The organism is Sulfitobacter sp. JL08, from assembly GCF_003352045.1.
GTDB lineage: Bacteria > Pseudomonadota > Alphaproteobacteria > Rhodobacterales > Rhodobacteraceae > JL08.
Map to the genome: position 1 here is coordinate 3,940,028 of NZ_CP025815.1, position 16,179 is coordinate 3,956,206.

The window sequence follows — 16,179 nt, forward strand, 5'->3', positions numbered from 1 at the left end:
ACGCACCCGCTGGGCATTCCGACAACAATGATTCATCAGGGCGCGAGTTACAGACTGGTTGGTTTCTTGGTACAGCTCACAGCGACTTCAGGGGCAGGATTTTGGCGCACGGGCGTTTTGCTCGTCGCGTTGCTGACGCTTGTTGCCTGCACAACACCGGATGCAGATAACCGGGATGTCAGCCAGGCCTTCGATCCGTTCGAAGAAGAAAACCGGCGTACACACGAATTCAACAAATCAATTGACCGTGCGCTGCTGCGTCCCGCTGGCAGGGGCTATCAGACCATTGTGCCCATACCCGTGCAGGCCGCTGTCGGTAATTTTTCAAGCAACCTGTCGATGCCCGGCGTTGCCGTGAACAGCCTGCTTCAGGGTGATCTGGGCGGCACCGGCCTTGCAATTGTCCGCTTCGCAATGAATTCGACCATCGGCATCGGCGGTCTGATTGATGCAGCTGACGAATTCAACGTGCCCGATCACGATACAGATTTCGGTGAAACCCTGCATGTCTGGGGCGCACCCGAAGGCGCGTTTATCGAATTGCCGTTCCTTGGCCCGTCCACGGAACGGGATGCAACGGGCCGCTTTGTCGATCTGTTCACCAACCCGCTGGCCTATGTTGTCAGCGGATCTGACCAGCTTTGGGGGTATGGCGCCGCCGTCGCCTCAAGCGTCAGTGATCGGGGCCGATTCAGTGAAACCATCGACTTTATCCTGTATGAAAGCGCCGACAGCTATGCCCAAAGCCGCCTGATCTATATTCAGAACCGGCGGTTCGAACTGGGACAGGGCAGCGAAAACGATGGCACTGACCCCTATTCAGACCCCTATGATGATTTCTACTCTGATCCCTATGATGACCCGTACGAGGACCCCTATGCAGAATAATTTATTTGACAGACGTACCACACTTATCGGGCTTGCCGCATCGGTGGCCGGATTTTCGATGCCGACATCCGTGTTCGCCCTGACAGAACAGGGGGCAAAGGCGCTGGTTGACCAGTTGGTCGGCGAAATCAACAAAGTGATCAGTTCCGGCAAATCCGAATCCGCGATGATCAAGGATTTCGAAAAGATTTTCGTGCGCTACGCCGATGTGCCGATCATGGCCAGATACGCTTTGGGAAATGACGGACGCACCGCCAGCGCTGCCCAGATCCAGAATTTCACCCGCGCGTTTCAGGGCTACATCGCCCGAAAATACGGCAAACAGTTTCGCGATTTCATCGGTGGACAGGTGATTGTTCAATCCAGCCGCAAAATCAAAAGCGGGTACGAGATCAGATCGACGGTCAAGCTCAGCGGTCAGAAACCGTTCGAAGTCACCTTTCTGGTGTCTGACCGGTCGGGGCGCGATCTGTTTTTCAACATGTTCATCGAAGGCGTGAACATGTTGCTGGCCGAACGTGCCGAAATCGGCGCGATGCTGGACCGTCGCGGCGGCAATATCGACCAGATGACAGCCGATCTGGCCAAGGCGGGATAACCGCGTTACCGGCTGGGCGACGCGGGCGCCTGGCCGGACGATCCACCGCCACTGCCACCGCCAAAGATATCCCGCAGCACGTTTTCGATAATCGACCCTGTGGAATTGGAACCAGAAGTTCCGCCGCCCAGCTGCGCACCCGGATCAAAGGTTTTCGTTCCCGCCCCCGGCACATCCATCGGCAGCGCGCGGGGCGGCACACCTTCCAGCACGCGCACCATCACCTCGTGCCAGATTTCGGCGGGCAATCCGCCCCCTGTCACCCCGGTCAGCGGGGAATTGTCATCATAGCCCATCCAGATGCCCGCCACGTAATCGGCCGAAAATCCGATAAACCACGCATCCCGCGCGCCTTGCGTCGTGCCGGTTTTCCCGGCCAGTTGCCACCCGTCAATTGCAGCCCGCCCACCCGATCCTTCGGATACGACCTTTTCCATCATATAGGTCAGCGACCGCGCCGCGCGTTCCTGAATAACCCGCTCTCCGATACCGCCGCCGGCCCCCATCAGCGGTTCCCGGTCGCCCAGAAGGCGCAATTCGATCAAACCATAGGGTTTGACGGCCGACCCGCCGTTCAGAATACCGGCATAGGCTCCGGTCATTTCAAGCAATGTGCTTTCAGATGCCCCCAGCGCCAGGGCTGGGCCCAGCGCCAGATCGCTTTTGATCCCGAAATCCTCGGCGATCTTGCGCACATTCTCGCGCCCGACGCTTTCAGATACCTTCACCGCCGGCACGTTCAGAGAATCCTTCAGCGCCTGCGTCAGCGTGACGGTTCCATAATGCTTGCGTGTGTAGTTTTCCGGGCACCACTGGCCCGATCCGGGGATGTTCATGCAAAACGGTTCGTCCAGAACCACATCATTGGGCGAATAACCCAGTTCCAGCGCCGTGGCATAAACGAACGGCTTGAACGATGATCCCGTCTGGCGCAGCGCCTGCGTGGCCCGGTTGAAACCACCCGACACCTTGGTGTTGCGCCCGCCCACCATCGCACGTACCGCACCATCTGCCGACATGACGACAATGGCAGCCTGCGCCTTTGATCCTTCACGCACCTTGTTTTCGAAAACCGATATCATCGCCGCCTCGGCGGCTTTCTGGATGCGTTGGTCCAGCGTGGTGCGAATGATCACGTCTTCGGTCGTTTTGCGGGTAAAAAACTCCGGCCCGGTGGACATCACCCAATCGGCAAAATACCCGCCGGCGCGCGCCTCTGCGGCTTCTGACAATACAGCGGGGTTGGCCTGCGCATAGGCGGCCTCGGCCTCGGTCAGATAGCCTTCTTCGCTCATCAGGCGGACAATGGTTGCCGCGCGGTTCTGCGACCGGTCCAGATCATTAGTCGGCGCGTAACGGCTGGGCGCGACCAGCAGCCCCGCCAGCATCGCGGCTTCGGCCGGATTGACCTCGGCGGCGGACTTGCCGAAATAACGCTGGCTTGCGGCCTCGAATCCGCGCGCACCGGCCCCCAGAAAAGCGCGGTTCATATAGATCGTCAGAATTTCGTCTTTCGAATATTTGACCTCCATCGCCATCGCAAAAATCGCTTCGTACATCTTGCGCTGGATAGTGCCACGGCGGCAGTCGGCCTCGTAGTCGGCTTCGCTCATGCCCGATTCCGGATCATAGGGCACGCCCAGACACAGCAGTTTCGCCGTCTGCTGCGTAATCGTCGATCCGCCATGGCCCGAAAGCGGCCCGCGCCCTTCGCGCAGGTTGATGCGCACAGCGCTGGCCACACCGCGCGGGCTGATGCCGAAATGGCGGTAGAACCGGCGGTCTTCTGTCGCGACAATCGCGTTCTTCAGATGCGGGGAAACGGTATCGGTCGTCACCACACCGCCAAACTGATCCCCGCGCCACGCGAACACAGCGCCGGTCTGGTCCATCAACGTCACCGATCCGCGGGCGCGCCCGTCCAGCAATGACGTCATGTTGGGCAATGTCAGGTACACATAACCAATCGCCAGCGCCAGAATGACCGCCATGATCGCGCCGATGCGCCACCCGATCCCCCACAGCAGACGCAACAGCCACCGCACCGGCGCCAGAAGCCAGCGCAACGGCCCGCGCATCGGCCTTCGCGTCCGTTTGGGTCTGGATTTGCGCGGCGCGGCTTTTGGCTTGGCCTTGCGCGCCGATTTTGACGCCGATCCCGAAGGATAGCGTTTGTCCGCCACCAAAGGCGGTTTTCGACGCGATGAATCACTCATTGATGCCCTGCCCGAGCCTGTTCTTTCGGACAGACTACTATGCCTTCTTCGGAATGTTGAGGCACAGACTTTCTCTGTATGCCTTTTTAGTTAGCCCATTTTTTAGGCAAAACACCTTTTCTGTGCAAAAATTGTGCAAATTACACCAGCGCCAGCCGCTTTGCGCACCGTAATTCCCTTTCATTCACGCTGCAGTCGCGCATTTTTCTGCAAGTGCGAAATGCAGGACTTCCTGCCAAGTTAAGGGGACAAAGGTGAAACTCATCATTGCGACAATCAAACCGTTCAAGCTGGAAGAGGTCCGCGAAGCGCTGACCAACGCAGGCGTGCGCGGCATGATGGTGACGGAAATAAAGGGCTTCGGCTCTCAATCGGGTCACACAGAAATTTATCGCGGCGCGGAATACGCGGTGAACTTCGTTCCGAAAATCAAACTCGAAATCGTGGTCGCGGCGTCGATGGCTGATCAGGTCGTCGAAACCATCGCCAAGACAGCCAAGACCGGCAAGATCGGCGACGGCAAGATTTTCGTGCTGGACGTGCAGCAGGCGATCCGCGTGCGCACCGGCGAAACCAACGACGAGGCGCTTTGAAAATGTGCCAGACCAAGGAAAACAAACCGATGAAACTGATCAAAATTCTTCCGGTCGCGGCGGCAATGGCCGCGCTGCCGTCACTTGCGCTGGCACAGGATGCCACGCCGGGCTTCGACGAGATCGGCCCCTATATCATGACCACCCTGCTGTTCTGCATGGCCGGTTTTCTGGTGTTCTTCATGGCCGCAGGCTTTGCGATGCTCGAAGGCGGGCTGGTGCGTTCCAAGAACGTCACCATGCAGATGACAAAGAACATCGCGCTCTATTCCTTTGCCGCGATCATGTACTGGCTGATCGGGTTCAACCTGATGTATCCCGGCGATGGCTGGATCATGGCAGGCTGGGTCGGCCCGTTCTTCTCGCAAACCGTACTTGACCCGGTGGGCGTGGCCGCCGCCGATGCGGCGCTTGATTATGCTTCGGTCGGATCCGATTTCTTCTTCCAGCTGGTGTTCGTTGCCGCCACCGCCTCGATCGTGTCGGGCGCGCTGGCCGAACGGATCAAGCTGTGGCCGTTCCTGATCTTCGTCATCGTGTTGACGGGTGTCCTGTACCCGATCTCGGGCTCGTGGCAGTGGGGCGGCGGCTGGCTGTCCGAGGCCGGCTTCTCGGACTTCGCCGGTTCGACAGTTGTGCATTCGGTCGGCGGCTGGGCCGCGCTTGCAGGCGCGCTGATCCTTGGCCCGCGTATCGGCAAATATGGCAAGGACGGCAAGGTTATCCCGATGCCCGGTTCAAACCTGGCACTGGCGACACTTGGCACTTTCATCCTGTGGCTGGGCTGGTTCGGCTTCAACGGCGGCTCGCAACTGGCCATGGGAACAGTTGGCGACGTATCTGACGTGTCGCGGATCTTTGCCAACACCAACATGGCGGCGGCAGCCGGTGCGGTCACCGCGCTGATCCTGACGCAGGTGCTTTACAAGAAACCGGACCTGACAATGGTTCTGAACGGCGCGCTGGCCGGTCTGGTGGCAATTACCGCCGAACCGCTGGCACCAACCCTGTTCGGCGCCCTGTGGATCGGTGCAATTGGCGGTGTGATCGTTGTCTTTGCCGTGCCCTTCCTCGACAAGATGAAGATCGACGACGTTGTCGGCGCGATCCCGGTGCACTTGTTTGCCGGCATCTGGGGCACCATCGCGGTGATCTTCTATGGCGATGCAAGCCTGAGCACTCAGCTGTTGGGCATCCTCGCCTATGGTATCTTCACCTTCGTGGCCTCGCTGATCGTCTGGTTGATCCTGAAATCGACAATGGGCATCCGCGTCAGCGAAGAGGACGAGATTAACGGCCTCGACATGGCCGAACTGGGGATGGAAGCCTATCCCGAGTTCTCCAAAGGCTGAACCAACCTGAAATGGTGGGGTGACGAGTATACCCGGGCGTTCGCGCCCGGGTTTTTTTACGGAAATGTCCGCAGACCGTGTTGGTCAGTTGGGTGGACTTTTCCGCCTTTCGCCGCAATCACGCCAATGGCAGCTATGGCTCCTTAGGGGTGAGTATCGCGTACAGCGCAACTTGAGGCTAGTACGATCGCGATCCAGTTGACGTCGAGTGTAATTTCGCGTTCGGCCAACCAGTTCTTCTGAACATGGTAAGCGGCGTGCTCTTTGGCTGCTTCGCAATAAAAGTGCTTCCCGCCCTGACGGTGATGCACGAGTTCATGCAGCAGCACGGCAACGTCCTGCGGGTTTTCCGCGCTCCACGGACGGACCAACGAAATAGTTCCGGTGTCAGGGTCATAAAGCCCACGCGGAGTGCTGCCGATCATTGATGCCATCTCGCTTGGTTCTGCCAAGTCCTGAGCATCCACAAACACGATTGTGGCAGAGGTGTCTGCTGCTGGAAGAACTGTTGTGGTGTCGATCCAATAGTGAAGCTCTTCAATTAGCCCGGCTTGGATGGAACTGGGTTCGGCTCCGGCAATGCTCGAATAGGCAATAAGAAGCTGGGCGGCCACGGCAACCGTGGCGCGTTGGGTCAAGAGCATGGCTCCCTCCGTCCGGCAAGTGTTGATTTGCCAGAAGTCTAGCCAGCAGGTATGCTTGACTGCAAAGGATCGTAATTCATCGCCTGACGAGGAAAATTCACTTGTGAAGAAACGGCGGCTCCCTCCGTTCTCAGCCGTGAAGGCCTTCGAGGCAGCAGCCCGGCACTTGAGCTTTAAAGCTGCTGCGGATGAACTTTGCCTGAGCCCCTCTGCAATCTCGCATCAAATCCGAGCTCTTGAGGATTACCTTGCGACGGCGCTCTTCCGGCGCGAGGGCAACCGGATCAGTCTGACGGGCACAGGACGCGACTATGCCGGCCGGCTGTCGCAGTTGCTGGATCATCTGGATGACAGCACGCGCGCAGCACGGGCAGGAACGCACGGGCAGACCTTGCGGGTCCTGTCCACGCCCGGGTTTGCCGCTCGCTGGCTGTTGCCGCGCATGGCAAGGTTTCAACATGCGCCGGCAATCCGACTGCACATCGCCGAGGGAGCACCATCTACCAATTTTTCAACCAACAATGCCGATGTCGTGATCAAGTGGCGCGATGATGCGGAAGAGGGCGTTGATGTCGTGCCCTTCATTCATTCGGCGCGTTACCCGGTGGCGTCTCCTGCGTTACTGGAGCGTGAAAGCATATCCCACCCGCGCGACTTGCTTCGCCTGACCCTGTTTCGGGACGAAGTTGACGATCAATGGCCTGCATGGTTTCGCGCTGCTGGCGTTGTGGCCGAACTGGCCGAGGGCGACCCGATATATCCAAATTGCGAATATGCCTCCACGGCCGCTGAGGCAGGCTTGGGCGTGTCGCTGGCCTATGAGGCGGTCGTCGGCCCAACAGTGGCGGAAGGCCGTCTAGTGCGTTTGTTCAAGGCGACGACAATCCCCTTTACCATCTACGCCATTGCAACCAAGGCGACGCGCCGCAATGACCCGCTTATCCGCGCATTCCGCGATTGGTTGCTGGCCGAGGCGAGACAGAATTCCGCTACTAGCAAATCAATCCTCGTGGCCGAGTAACCGTCCACGCTGACAACCGTCGGCGCACCAGCGGTAGGTTTCGTTGGAATACCAGAATCTGAATGCGGTTTTTGTGGATTTCAGCGGTACAGCAGGCATTCGTTTCCGCCGCAGCACCAGCCAAAAAGGCCTCAATTCAGCCCTCGCCCACAACACCAGCTTTACCGCGTGCGGACAGCCTTCGCAGAAACGCCGCCGCGAGGCAGGCTCTCCCGAATTAAAGTAACGCGAACCAATGCAGTCTGGCGGAAACCGCTTTTTTTCTATCGCGCGATCTTCAGATGCCGACGTCGATGATCGCCTTGGCCAGAATGGGCACGGTGTCCTTGTTCAGACCGGCAATGTTCACGCGGCTGTCGCCCACCATGTAAATCGCGTGTTTGGCCCGCAGTTCCTCGACCTTGTCCTTGCTTGCGCCCAGACGTGAAAACATGCCGCGGTGCTGTGCGATGAATCCGAACCGGTCCGATCCCGACAGCCGCTGCAATTCCGCCGCCAGCGCGGTGCGCAGCCCCAGCATGCTTAACCGAACCTCTTCCAGTTCGGCCTGCCAGTCGGCGCGCAGTGCGTCGTCGTTCAGGATCATTGTCACCAGCCGCGCACCGTGATCGGGCGGAAACGAATAGTTCTGCCGGTTCAGGAATGCCAGTGTGCCCTGGCTGAGCGCCTGTTGCCCCGCATCCTGCGATACCGCCATCAACAGGCCGGTGCGTTCGCGGTAGATGCCAAAGTTCTTGGAACAGCTGGCCGCAATCAGACATTCCGGCACAGAAGACGCGATCAACTGTGTTGCCAGCGCATCTTCACTCAAACCGTCACCGAACCCCTGATAGGCGATGTCGATCATCGGCACGGCACCGGTCTTGTTCAACAGATCGGCCACCGCGCGCCATTCTGTCATGTTCAGGTTCGCGCCAGTCGGGTTGTGGCAACATCCGTGCAGCAAAATTACATCCCCGGCCCGCGCCTGCGCCAGATCCTGCATCATGCCGTCAAAATCCACCGCGCGGGTGTCTCCGTCGAAGTACCGGTACTCGACAATCGGCATCCCAAGATATTTCAGGATCGAAATGTGGTTCGGCCATGTCGGGTTTGATACAAACACCCGCGCGTCCGGATTGGCCATTCTGATCAGTTCAAACGCCTGACGTACCGCACCCGTTCCCCCCGGCGTGGCCGCCGCGGCCACGTTTGCGCGGGCCACGGCATCGCCCAGAACCAGTGCGATCATCGCATCGCTGAACGCAGGATCGCCGGCCAGCCCGACATAGCTTTTGCTTGTCTGCTCTTCCCACAACCGGTGCTCTGCGGCCTTGATCGCCCGCATCACGGGCGTGTTGCCGGTGGCATCCTTGTAAACGCCCACCCCAAGATCTATTTTGACAGGCCGCGGATCGTCCTTCAGCTGCTGCATCAGCATCAGGATGCCGTCGGCCGGCTGTGGTTTCAGATTGCTCAGCATGGTTATGCGTCTCCTGTGGCAACGGGCACGGTCGGGAACATGCCCCATTCCGCCCATGATCCGTCATAAAGGGTGTGATCGGTCTTGCCGATCCGTTCCAGTGCAAGGCTCAGGATCGCAGCCGTCACACCCGACCCGCAGGTGGTGATGACCGGCTTTGACAGATCCGCGCCAGATGCCTCGAACACGGCTTTCAGGTCCGATGCGTCTTTCATGGTCTTATCCTCATTCAGAAGATCGGCATAAAAGACGTTGCGCGATCCCGGAATGTGCCCACTGCGTAACCCTTCGCGGGGTTCCGGCGCATCGCCGCGAAACCGCGCCGGCGAACGGGCATCCAGAATTTCGTGATCCCCCAGCTTCGAGGCCGACGCCACCTGCGTGACATCGCGCACCAGCTGATTCTGGAACCGCACCGTCATGTGGCGATCCCGTACAACGGGCGGCAGATCCTCAGTCTCGCGGCCCTCGGCCTGCCATTTGGGAAACCCGCCATCCAGAACCGCAACATCACGCTGCCCCATCAGGCGGAACAGCCACCACACCCGCGCCGCCGACAGCAGCCCGGCACCGTCATAGACAACAACCTGATGCCCGTCGCCCACACCCATCGCGCGCAGCCGTGACATGAATTTTTCGATCGGGGGTGCCATATGAGGCAGGTCAGACCGGTGATCGGAAATATCATCGATATCGAAAAACCGTGCGCCGGGAATATGCGCCGCCTGGTATTCAGCCTGTGCATCGCGCCCCGTATCGGGCAGGTACCATGACGCATCCAGAATCCGCAGGTCGGGATCCTTCATATGGGCTGCCAGCCAGTCCGTGGAAACAAGGGTTTTTGGATCGTCTGTCATCATCTTTATCCGCTTGGCCAAGGTTGCCTATGACCTACAAGCAGGGGCGCGCACTGGCAAGGCTACGGCGGGCTTATGTCGCATCCCCGCATACACTCTGATAGGACGGCCGCGCTTGCGCCTTGTCCCACCAGCGCGACAGCGCCGTGAACCGGCGCATCATATCGCGCCCTTCTGCGGCCATGGCAAAATACCCGATCATCGGGGACAGGTGCAGATCGGCCAGTGTCACACTCTGCCCGTCCAGAACGTGGCCCTCGGCGGCGATATCCTCAAGCGCGCCCAGAACAGCCGGTGCGGCCCGAAGCCCCGCTGCCGCCTTTTGCGGATCAGCGTCAAGCCCCAGTGCCGGGCGATAGACCAGATGCGAAAAGACATCGCGCACAAGCGGCTGGTAGCCATACGCGTCCATGATCGAAATCACCTGCTGTATCCGCGCCCGGGCTTTGACAGCGGCAGGCACTAGTGGCGGACGCGGCGCGATGTCATCCACATAGCGCAAAATCGCGCTTGTCTCGTACAGGGTGAAGCCGCCATCGCGCAACACCGGAACCCGCCCGAACGGATGTAACCGCGCAAGCGCGTCCGAAGGTGGATCCTCGAACGGATCAGCCTCGACAAAACCAAACGCAACGGATTTTTCGATCAGGGCCATCTGCACGGCGCGGGTGTAAACGCTGGGCGTGAACCCGAACAGCGTCACGCCGCCCGTCTTATCCATGGTCTTTCAGCAATCGGGCCTTCTGGCGCGACCAGTCACGCTTGGCTTCGGTATCGCGTTTATCATGGTTTTTCTTGCCCTTGGCGATCCCGATCTTCAGCTTGGCGATGCCGCGATGGTTGAAATACATCACCAGCGGGACCAGCGTCATGCCCTTGCGCTGCGTGGCATTCCACAGGCGCTCCAGTTCCTTGCGCGATACCAGCATCTTGCGGCGGCGGCGTTCTTCGTGGCGGAATGTTCTGGCCCCTTCGTAGGGCGCGATATAGCTGTTCACCAACCACAATTCGCCGTCTTCAACGGCGGCATAGCTTTCGGCAATATTGGCACCACCCGCGCGCAGGGATTTCACCTCGGACCCTTCCAGAATGATGCCGCATTCCAGATCATCCTCGATCGCGTAATCATACCGCGCACGCCGGTTTTCGGCGATCACCTTGTAGTTCGGGTCTGATTTTTTCTGGGCCATGGCAGGCAGATGTAGGCGGTGACGCCTGACAGCGCAAGATGGCGCGCACGCCCGAACCCGCGCAAATCCACCGATCCCGCCGCTTGCACCTTGATGTCGCGCGCCGCTGCGGTAGATGTGGGACAACGCGGCACAGACAAAAGGGTGAAACCGATGCTGACACGACGCATGATGGGGTTTGGACTGGCGGCAACGGCACTGGCATCCTGTGGCGGCAATGTCACATCGTTCTCGTCCTCATCTTCCACGGCGTCAGCGACACGCATGCAATCGGTTCCGAATGCCGGGTTTGATGCCTGGGTGGCCAGGTTCCGGGGCCGCGCTGCCGCCGCCGGAATATCCGCCACAACGATCGATCGGGCCTTTCGCGGTGTCGGATATCTGCCCGGCGTGATCGAACGGGACCGCAACCAGACTGAATTCAAACGCTCTTTGGAAGATTACTTGGCCATCGCCGCGTCGGACGAGCGGATCGCCACGGGCCGGACCAAACTGCGCCAGTACGATGCCACCCTGTCCCGGATCGAAACGCGCTATGGCGTGGAAAAGCAATATGTGACCGCAATCTGGGGACTGGAAAGCCGCTATGGCGAGCGGCGCGGCGACATTCCGGTAATCTCGTCGCTGTCGACACTGGCCTTTGACGGGCGGCGCGGCACGTTTTTTGAAAAACAGCTGATCGCGGCCCTGCGGATTCTGCAGTACGGCGACACAACAGCGGATCGCATGACCGGAAGCTGGGCCGGTGCCATGGGCCACACCCAGTTCATTCCCACATCTTACGAAGCCTTTGCCGTGGATTTCACCGGCGACGGGCGGCGCGATATCTGGTCGGATGATCCGACCGACGCGCTGGCCTCGGCGGCGGCTTATCTGGCTAAGAACGGCTGGACCCGTGGCCAGCCCTGGGGGGTCGAGGTGCGCCTGCCGCAAGGGTTCAACACCGGTCTCACCGGGCGCGGTACGGCCCGGTCCACCGCGGATTGGGCCAGTATGGGGGTGCGCGATATGAACGGGCGCACCGTGCCGGATTACGGCCGCGCTTCGGTGATCATCCCCTCCGGTGCCCGCGGCCCCGCCTTCATGACGTTCAGCAATTTCACCACGATCACACGCTACAACAATTCGGAAAGCTATGTGATCGGCATCGGCCATCTGGCCGACCGGATCATCGGCAAACCGCCGATCCAGGGCAGCTTTCCCCCCGATGCCAGCGGCATGACGATCAACGACCGCCGCGCCCTGCAACAGGGGCTGACCGCTGCCGGGTTCGACACCGGCGGCACCGATGGCGTGATCGGATCGAAAACCACGGCTGCGATCACCGCCTATCAAAGCGCTAACGGGCTGGCCGTAACGGGGCAGCCTTCGCTCGACCTGCTGGCGCGGTTGCAATAACTGTCGGATTTTTTGAGTATTTTTGGACAAATGAAGACCGGCCTGTCTTCATCTTTTCATAAATACTTGCCTGCTTCGGCAGTCAGTCGCCCAATTTAATGTGCACTTCATCCAGATCGATTTCGCCGGTCGGCATCTTGTTGGATGGATCATCGAAATCGTATTTGAACAACTGGAAATCACGCTTGTAGATTTCAAACATCAGATGCTTTGACAGATCGTCAAAGTAATCCTCGACCGGATGGGCGCGTTTGGGTCCGTGGCCTTCGCTTTCGTTGAAACGGGGGATGCTGGCAAGATCGACCGAATGGGGTGTCTCCACGGCGTTGAGCACCGATTGCATGCCGTCATTGAATTTTTCGGTCCAGAAAATGTTGTCGTACCGGCCACCGTTCACAATGAAGGTAGACAGGTGGCCCGACTGCGCGGACCAGTGGATATCAGGCTCCATCGGGCGGCGCCAGCGGATGGAATCGCGTGCAAACAACAAAAAGCGGCGGAAGGATTTGATCTGGTCAAACTCCTGCTTGCCATCATCACCGCCCACTTCGATGCCGTATTTCTGGATCAGCAGCGGCACCAGATTGCCCCGGTAGCGTTTGCCGTTGCGCTGGATGCCGCAGATTTTATCAAAGAATGATGACAGGATGCGGGTGTAGGGATTGCGCACACAGGTAAAGGCGTAAGAGGCGTGATCCTGCACATTGGCCGAAATCAGATGCTGGCTGTCTTCCAGCGCCCATTTGTGCAGGCCGCCCTTGGCGTCGTGAATATCGCCATCAAAGAAAACGCCGTGATCTGAATAATACATGATCTGCCCGATCGTCGAACAGGCGCATTTGGGCACCACGCGATAGACCACGCTTTCGCTTTCTGTCATCCACGTACCGGGAAAGCCCATACTGCTCGCTCCTATGCGCTGCGGCGCGTTTATGTGACCACAGTTGCTTCATCCGACAAAAAAGCAAACAAATCCTGTTTATTCAATCAGTGTTCAACAGTATCACGGTAGGCAACACAAAAAAAAGGGCAGTCACGTTCCGAGAATGGCCAAAATCGCCTACATATTGCTATGCCACAAAGACCCGGAGGCCATTATCAACCAGGCTGAACGGCTGACCGCTGTTGGCGACTATATGTCCATCCATTTCGATGCGCGGGCCAAGCCGGCGCATTTCGATATGATCCGGCGCGCGCTCAAGGACAATCCGAACGTCGTGTTTGCCCGCAAGCGGATCAAATGCGGGTGGGGGGCGTGGTCTTTGGTGCAGGCCAGCATCCATGCGGTCGAAGCTGCGGTTGACGCGTTTCCGCGGGCCACGCATTTCTACATGTTGTCCGGCGATTGCATGGCGATCAAATCGGCTGAATACGCCCATGAATTTCTGGACAGCCGCGATGTCGATTACATCGAAAGCTTTGATTTTTTCGAAAGCGACTGGATCAAGACCGGAATGAAGCAGGAGCGGTTGATCTACCGGCATCTGTTCAATGAACGCACACAACCCGGCCTGTTCTATGCGGCCTACGGGTTTCAGAAACGGCTTGGGCTGACCCGCAGCATCCCACCCGATATTCAGGTTCAGATAGGAAGCCAGTGGTGGTGCCTGCGGCGGCGCACGATCGAATGGATACTGGATTTCATCAAATCAAGGCGTGATGTCGTCCGGTTTTTCCGTACCACATGGATACCGGATGAAACATTTTTCCAGACACTGGTGCGCCATCTTGTGCCCGAGACCGAGATCGAGACTCGTACATTGACCTGCCTGATGTTTTCCGATTACGGGATGCCGATTACCTTTTACAACGATCACTACGATCTTTTGCTAAGCCAGGATTTCCTTTTTGCCCGCAAGATCAGCCCCGAGGCGCGCGAACTGAAGCGCCGGCTGGGCGCGCTTTATGCGGCAAGCGGTGTCGAATTCCAGATTTCGAACGAAGCCCAGAGCCTGTTCAAATTCCTGACCGGGCGGGGCCGGATCGGTCGGCGTTTTGCCAGCCGGTTCTGGGAAACCGAAAGCACGCTGGGGCGCGAACGTGAATTGCTGATCGTGGTGTGCAAGAAATGGCACGTCGCCAAACGGATGGTCGAACGCATTCGCGCGGTCAGCAACATCCCGACAATCGAATATCTGTTCAACGAAGAAGATACGGATCTTCCCGATCTGGGGGGCATTCAAACGACCCTTGGCAAACGTACACGGCACCGCCGTTCGCTGGTGCGGATGTTGTTTGATTATTACGAAACCGATCGCCTGCTGGTCTGCATGGACCCCAACAACATCGAGCTGTTGCAGGATTTCTGTTCGGACCGGTCTGTGACCAGGTTGCTTGAGATCGAATGCCAGTTCAGTGATGATTATTTGAAAGGGCATGCCATGCGGGTTGGGCTTACCGGGGAACGCACCCCGCCCGAGACACTGGAGCGGCTGTTGCCCACCATCCGGCAGGACATGATCTTTGAAAGCGACCGCATCCGCGACGCCGATTTCGAAAACCACTACCGGTTGCGTGAAACGGATGACCCAGAAAAAAATGCTGAAAAGCTGGCCGCTTTTCTTGCCATTTCACACGGCAACGCGCATCAGGTCACGGCATCCGAACACTTGTTTTCCGACTGAGGTACATGATGGCTTATGTTTATGACGACCAGAATATTTTCGCCAAAATCCTGCGCGGCGAGATTCCGAACAGCACGGTTCTGGATACCGAACACGCGCTGGCGTTCAACGATCTATATCCTCAGGCGCCAGTGCATGTGCTGGTGATCCCGAAAGGGCCCTATGTGTGTTATGACCATTTCGCGCTTGAAGCATCGGATGCGGAAATCATCGGCTTTACCCGCGCCATCGGCGAGGTGTGCAAAATCACCGGCGTTCAGCCCGGTGCGGGGGGCGACGGGTTTCGCGCCATTTCAAACACCGGCACACATGGCGTTCAGGAAGTGCCGCATCTGCATTTGCATATTCTGGGCGGGCGTCCGTTGGGGCGGATGCTGCAAAAGGCGTGATTGCGCTGGCGCGGCTACTTGCTGCGCCAGCTGTCAAACCAGCGCCGGATACGCCCGCGCCGTTCGTCCACCGCATCGCCGGCGGCCTCCCAACTGTCTGAAATTTCTTCCAGCGTCGGATCGATCCGGCGTTGGCGGAACCGCCGCCAGCGTACCCAGATACCATAGACCAGTGCGGCCAGCAGCGTCAGGATAATGATATTCAGCCAAGGCAGGCCCAGTTGGTGATCCGGGCCCGTGGCCGGTTTGACACCCAGCGCATTGGGATAGATCGACAGGAATTCGTTGCGCCAGCCGTAATGCCGGATCACAGCCCATTGCGCGCCACCGGCCGTTGTCTTGGATTCCAGATCGGATGCTTCGGCCTGCAGGTTCGAGGTGTCGAATTTGAAGAACGGCGGCCAGCCCCAACCGGTATCTTCGTTGCGGTAGATGATCGGCTTGCCGTTGTCCTTGAACGCCTGAATGAAGAAAACATCGCGGTTCGTGAGGTTCGGGTTGTCGCCGGTTTGCGCATGCGACCAGAAGATCGAATTCTCGCCGAAATCGATGCGTTCCAGATAGGTATCTGTAATCCGCACCACGTCGCGTTGCGGCAGCGTATAATGCAGGAAACTGCCGATGAAGACCCAGACAGCAATGATCAAAGCCCACTTGATGTATTTCATTTCGCCCGTCCCCTAGTGGAAATTGGTCAGATAGATGATGATCGACACCACGACAACCGGCACAACGTAAACCCCCAGGATTAGTTTGCGCCGCAGCGATCCGTCATAGTCTTCCAGTCCCTGTTGCACCCATGCGTCCTTGTCGCCTTCCATGCCTTCTTCGTCCCATTCGCGCTGCAGCTTTCCCTTGCGCACCGCGCGCGAATAAAACGACAGGGCAACGTAGATGATGGTCAGAACCACAAATCCGATGACAAGCAAACGACCCAGTGCAAACAT

The 16,179-nt window shown here is 58.6% G+C and carries 18 protein-coding genes; 9 read left to right on the plus strand and 9 right to left on the minus strand.

Annotation, left to right across the window (positions count from 1 at the left end; all coding sequences use genetic code 11):
- Positions 1–66: 66 nt before the first annotated feature.
- Positions 67–888 carry an MlaA family lipoprotein gene (locus C1J05_RS19370; protein WP_254684653.1) on the plus strand — a complete coding sequence of 274 codons (822 nt, stop codon included), beginning with the start codon at positions 67–69 and terminating at the stop codon, positions 886–888.
- Positions 878–1,486 (plus strand): MlaC/ttg2D family ABC transporter substrate-binding protein, encoded by a 609-nt coding sequence (locus C1J05_RS19375; protein WP_114871695.1) that lies wholly within the window; start codon positions 878–880, stop codon positions 1,484–1,486. Before C1J05_RS19370 ends, C1J05_RS19375 begins: the two co-directional genes overlap by 11 nt.
- Before the next feature lie 5 nt (positions 1,487–1,491).
- On the opposite strand, the gene C1J05_RS19380 is transcribed toward C1J05_RS19375, so the two are convergent.
- Positions 1,492–3,702 carry a transglycosylase domain-containing protein gene (locus C1J05_RS19380; RefSeq protein WP_114871696.1) on the minus strand — a complete coding sequence of 737 codons (2,211 nt, stop codon included), beginning with the start codon at positions 3,700–3,702 and terminating at the stop codon, positions 1,492–1,494.
- Positions 3,703–3,956: 254 nt separating this feature from the next.
- On the opposite strand from C1J05_RS19380, the gene C1J05_RS19385 reads away from it, so the two are divergent.
- Entirely contained in the window at positions 3,957–4,295 is a 339-nt protein-coding gene (locus C1J05_RS19385; RefSeq protein WP_114871697.1) for a P-II family nitrogen regulator, read from the plus strand.
- 29 nt (positions 4,296–4,324) lie between these two features.
- Positions 4,325–5,647 carry an ammonium transporter gene (locus tag C1J05_RS19390; RefSeq protein WP_114872461.1) on the plus strand — a complete coding sequence of 441 codons (1,323 nt, stop codon included), beginning with the start codon at positions 4,325–4,327 and terminating at the stop codon, positions 5,645–5,647.
- A 143-nt stretch (positions 5,648–5,790) separates the two neighbouring features.
- Here C1J05_RS19390 and C1J05_RS19395 read toward each other — a convergent pair whose 3' ends face one another.
- The gene (locus C1J05_RS19395) at positions 5,791–6,291 is read right to left on the minus strand and encodes a DUF6647 family protein (RefSeq protein ID WP_114871698.1); all 501 of its coding nucleotides are present in this window, start codon (positions 6,289–6,291) and stop codon (positions 5,791–5,793) included.
- Between the two features lie 103 nt (positions 6,292–6,394).
- On the opposite strand from C1J05_RS19395, the gene C1J05_RS19400 reads away from it, so the two are divergent.
- Both C1J05_RS19400 and C1J05_RS21605 read left to right on the plus strand, forming a co-directional pair.
- The gene (locus C1J05_RS19400; RefSeq protein WP_254684654.1) at positions 6,395–7,312 is read left to right on the plus strand and encodes a LysR substrate-binding domain-containing protein; all 918 of its coding nucleotides are present in this window, start codon (positions 6,395–6,397) and stop codon (positions 7,310–7,312) included.
- Positions 7,313–7,355: 43 nt separating this feature from the next.
- Positions 7,356–7,538 carry a hypothetical protein gene (locus tag C1J05_RS21605; protein WP_162798142.1) on the plus strand — a complete coding sequence of 61 codons (183 nt, stop codon included), beginning with the start codon at positions 7,356–7,358 and terminating at the stop codon, positions 7,536–7,538.
- 51 nt (positions 7,539–7,589) lie between these two features.
- Here C1J05_RS21605 and C1J05_RS19405 read toward each other — a convergent pair whose 3' ends face one another.
- The 4 genes from C1J05_RS19405 to smpB form a co-directional block, all read right to left on the minus strand.
- Positions 7,590–8,774: an amino acid aminotransferase gene (locus C1J05_RS19405; protein ID WP_114871700.1), complete on the minus strand. Its 1,185-nt coding sequence runs from the start codon at positions 8,772–8,774 to the stop codon at positions 7,590–7,592.
- Between the two features lie 2 nt (positions 8,775–8,776).
- Positions 8,777–9,631 carry a 3-mercaptopyruvate sulfurtransferase gene (sseA, locus tag C1J05_RS19410; protein WP_114872462.1) on the minus strand — a complete coding sequence of 285 codons (855 nt, stop codon included), beginning with the start codon at positions 9,629–9,631 and terminating at the stop codon, positions 8,777–8,779.
- A 73-nt stretch (positions 9,632–9,704) separates the two neighbouring features.
- Positions 9,705–10,352 (minus strand): glutathione S-transferase family protein, encoded by a 648-nt coding sequence (locus C1J05_RS19415; RefSeq protein ID WP_114871701.1) that lies wholly within the window; start codon positions 10,350–10,352, stop codon positions 9,705–9,707.
- Entirely contained in the window at positions 10,345–10,821 is a 477-nt protein-coding gene (smpB, locus tag C1J05_RS19420; RefSeq protein WP_114871702.1) for an SsrA-binding protein SmpB, read from the minus strand. The genes C1J05_RS19415 and smpB overlap by 8 nt, the downstream gene beginning before the upstream one ends.
- 153 nt (positions 10,822–10,974) lie before the next feature.
- On the opposite strand from smpB, the gene C1J05_RS19425 reads away from it, so the two are divergent.
- On the plus strand, positions 10,975–12,219 hold the full coding sequence (locus tag C1J05_RS19425; protein ID WP_114872463.1) for a lytic murein transglycosylase: 1,245 nt from the start codon (positions 10,975–10,977) through the stop codon (positions 12,217–12,219).
- A gap of 82 nt (positions 12,220–12,301) precedes the next feature.
- Here C1J05_RS19425 and C1J05_RS19430 read toward each other — a convergent pair whose 3' ends face one another.
- Entirely contained in the window at positions 12,302–13,120 is an 819-nt protein-coding gene (locus tag C1J05_RS19430) for a sulfotransferase family protein (protein ID WP_114871703.1), read from the minus strand.
- 145 nt (positions 13,121–13,265) lie between these two features.
- Here C1J05_RS19430 and C1J05_RS19435 point away from each other — a divergent pair, with 145 nt between their 5' ends.
- Both C1J05_RS19435 and C1J05_RS19440 read left to right on the plus strand, forming a co-directional pair.
- On the plus strand, positions 13,266–14,843 hold the full coding sequence (locus tag C1J05_RS19435) for a DUF5928 domain-containing protein (protein ID WP_114871704.1): 1,578 nt from the start codon (positions 13,266–13,268) through the stop codon (positions 14,841–14,843).
- 8 nt (positions 14,844–14,851) lie between these two features.
- A complete protein-coding gene (locus tag C1J05_RS19440) occupies positions 14,852–15,232 on the plus strand; it encodes an HIT domain-containing protein (protein ID WP_114872464.1) in 381 nt (126 codons plus the stop codon).
- A gap of 14 nt (positions 15,233–15,246) precedes the next feature.
- On the opposite strand, the gene C1J05_RS19445 is transcribed toward C1J05_RS19440, so the two are convergent.
- Together C1J05_RS19445 and C1J05_RS19450 are read right to left on the minus strand one after the other, a co-directional pair.
- Positions 15,247–15,900, minus strand: coding sequence for a DUF1523 family protein (locus C1J05_RS19445; RefSeq protein WP_114871705.1), 654 nt, complete (start codon positions 15,898–15,900; stop codon positions 15,247–15,249).
- Positions 15,901–15,912: 12 nt separating this feature from the next.
- Positions 15,913–16,179 carry a hypothetical protein gene (locus tag C1J05_RS19450; RefSeq protein ID WP_114871706.1) on the minus strand — a complete coding sequence of 89 codons (267 nt, stop codon included), beginning with the start codon at positions 16,177–16,179 and terminating at the stop codon, positions 15,913–15,915.

Excerpts from the sequence above, each read along its gene's own strand:
- C1J05_RS19375 (WP_114871695.1), top strand. The coding sequence starts at position 878 with ATGCAGAATAATTTATTTGACAGACGTACCACACTTATCGGGCTTGCC.
- C1J05_RS19380 (WP_114871696.1), bottom strand. The coding sequence starts at position 3,702 with ATGAGTGATTCATCGCGTCGAAAACCGCCTTTGGTGGCGGACAAACGC.
- C1J05_RS19390 (WP_114872461.1), top strand. The coding sequence starts at position 4,325 with ATGAAACTGATCAAAATTCTTCCGGTCGCGGCGGCAATGGCCGCGCTG.
- C1J05_RS19395 (WP_114871698.1), bottom strand. The coding sequence starts at position 6,291 with ATGCTCTTGACCCAACGCGCCACGGTTGCCGTGGCCGCCCAGCTTCTT.
- C1J05_RS19405 (WP_114871700.1), bottom strand. The coding sequence starts at position 8,774 with ATGCTGAGCAATCTGAAACCACAGCCGGCCGACGGCATCCTGATGCTG.
- sseA (WP_114872462.1), bottom strand. The coding sequence starts at position 9,631 with ATGACAGACGATCCAAAAACCCTTGTTTCCACGGACTGGCTGGCAGCC.
- C1J05_RS19415 (WP_114871701.1), bottom strand. The coding sequence starts at position 10,352 with ATGGATAAGACGGGCGGCGTGACGCTGTTCGGGTTCACGCCCAGCGTT.
- smpB (WP_114871702.1), bottom strand. The coding sequence starts at position 10,821 with ATGGCCCAGAAAAAATCAGACCCGAACTACAAGGTGATCGCCGAAAAC.
- C1J05_RS19425 (WP_114872463.1), top strand. The coding sequence starts at position 10,975 with ATGCTGACACGACGCATGATGGGGTTTGGACTGGCGGCAACGGCACTG.
- C1J05_RS19430 (WP_114871703.1), bottom strand. The coding sequence starts at position 13,120 with ATGGGCTTTCCCGGTACGTGGATGACAGAAAGCGAAAGCGTGGTCTAT.
- C1J05_RS19435 (WP_114871704.1), top strand. The coding sequence starts at position 13,266 with ATGGCCAAAATCGCCTACATATTGCTATGCCACAAAGACCCGGAGGCC.
- C1J05_RS19440 (WP_114872464.1), top strand. The coding sequence starts at position 14,852 with ATGGCTTATGTTTATGACGACCAGAATATTTTCGCCAAAATCCTGCGC.
- C1J05_RS19445 (WP_114871705.1), bottom strand. The coding sequence starts at position 15,900 with ATGAAATACATCAAGTGGGCTTTGATCATTGCTGTCTGGGTCTTCATC.
- C1J05_RS19450 (WP_114871706.1), bottom strand. The coding sequence starts at position 16,179 with ATGTTTGCACTGGGTCGTTTGCTTGTCATCGGATTTGTGGTTCTGACC.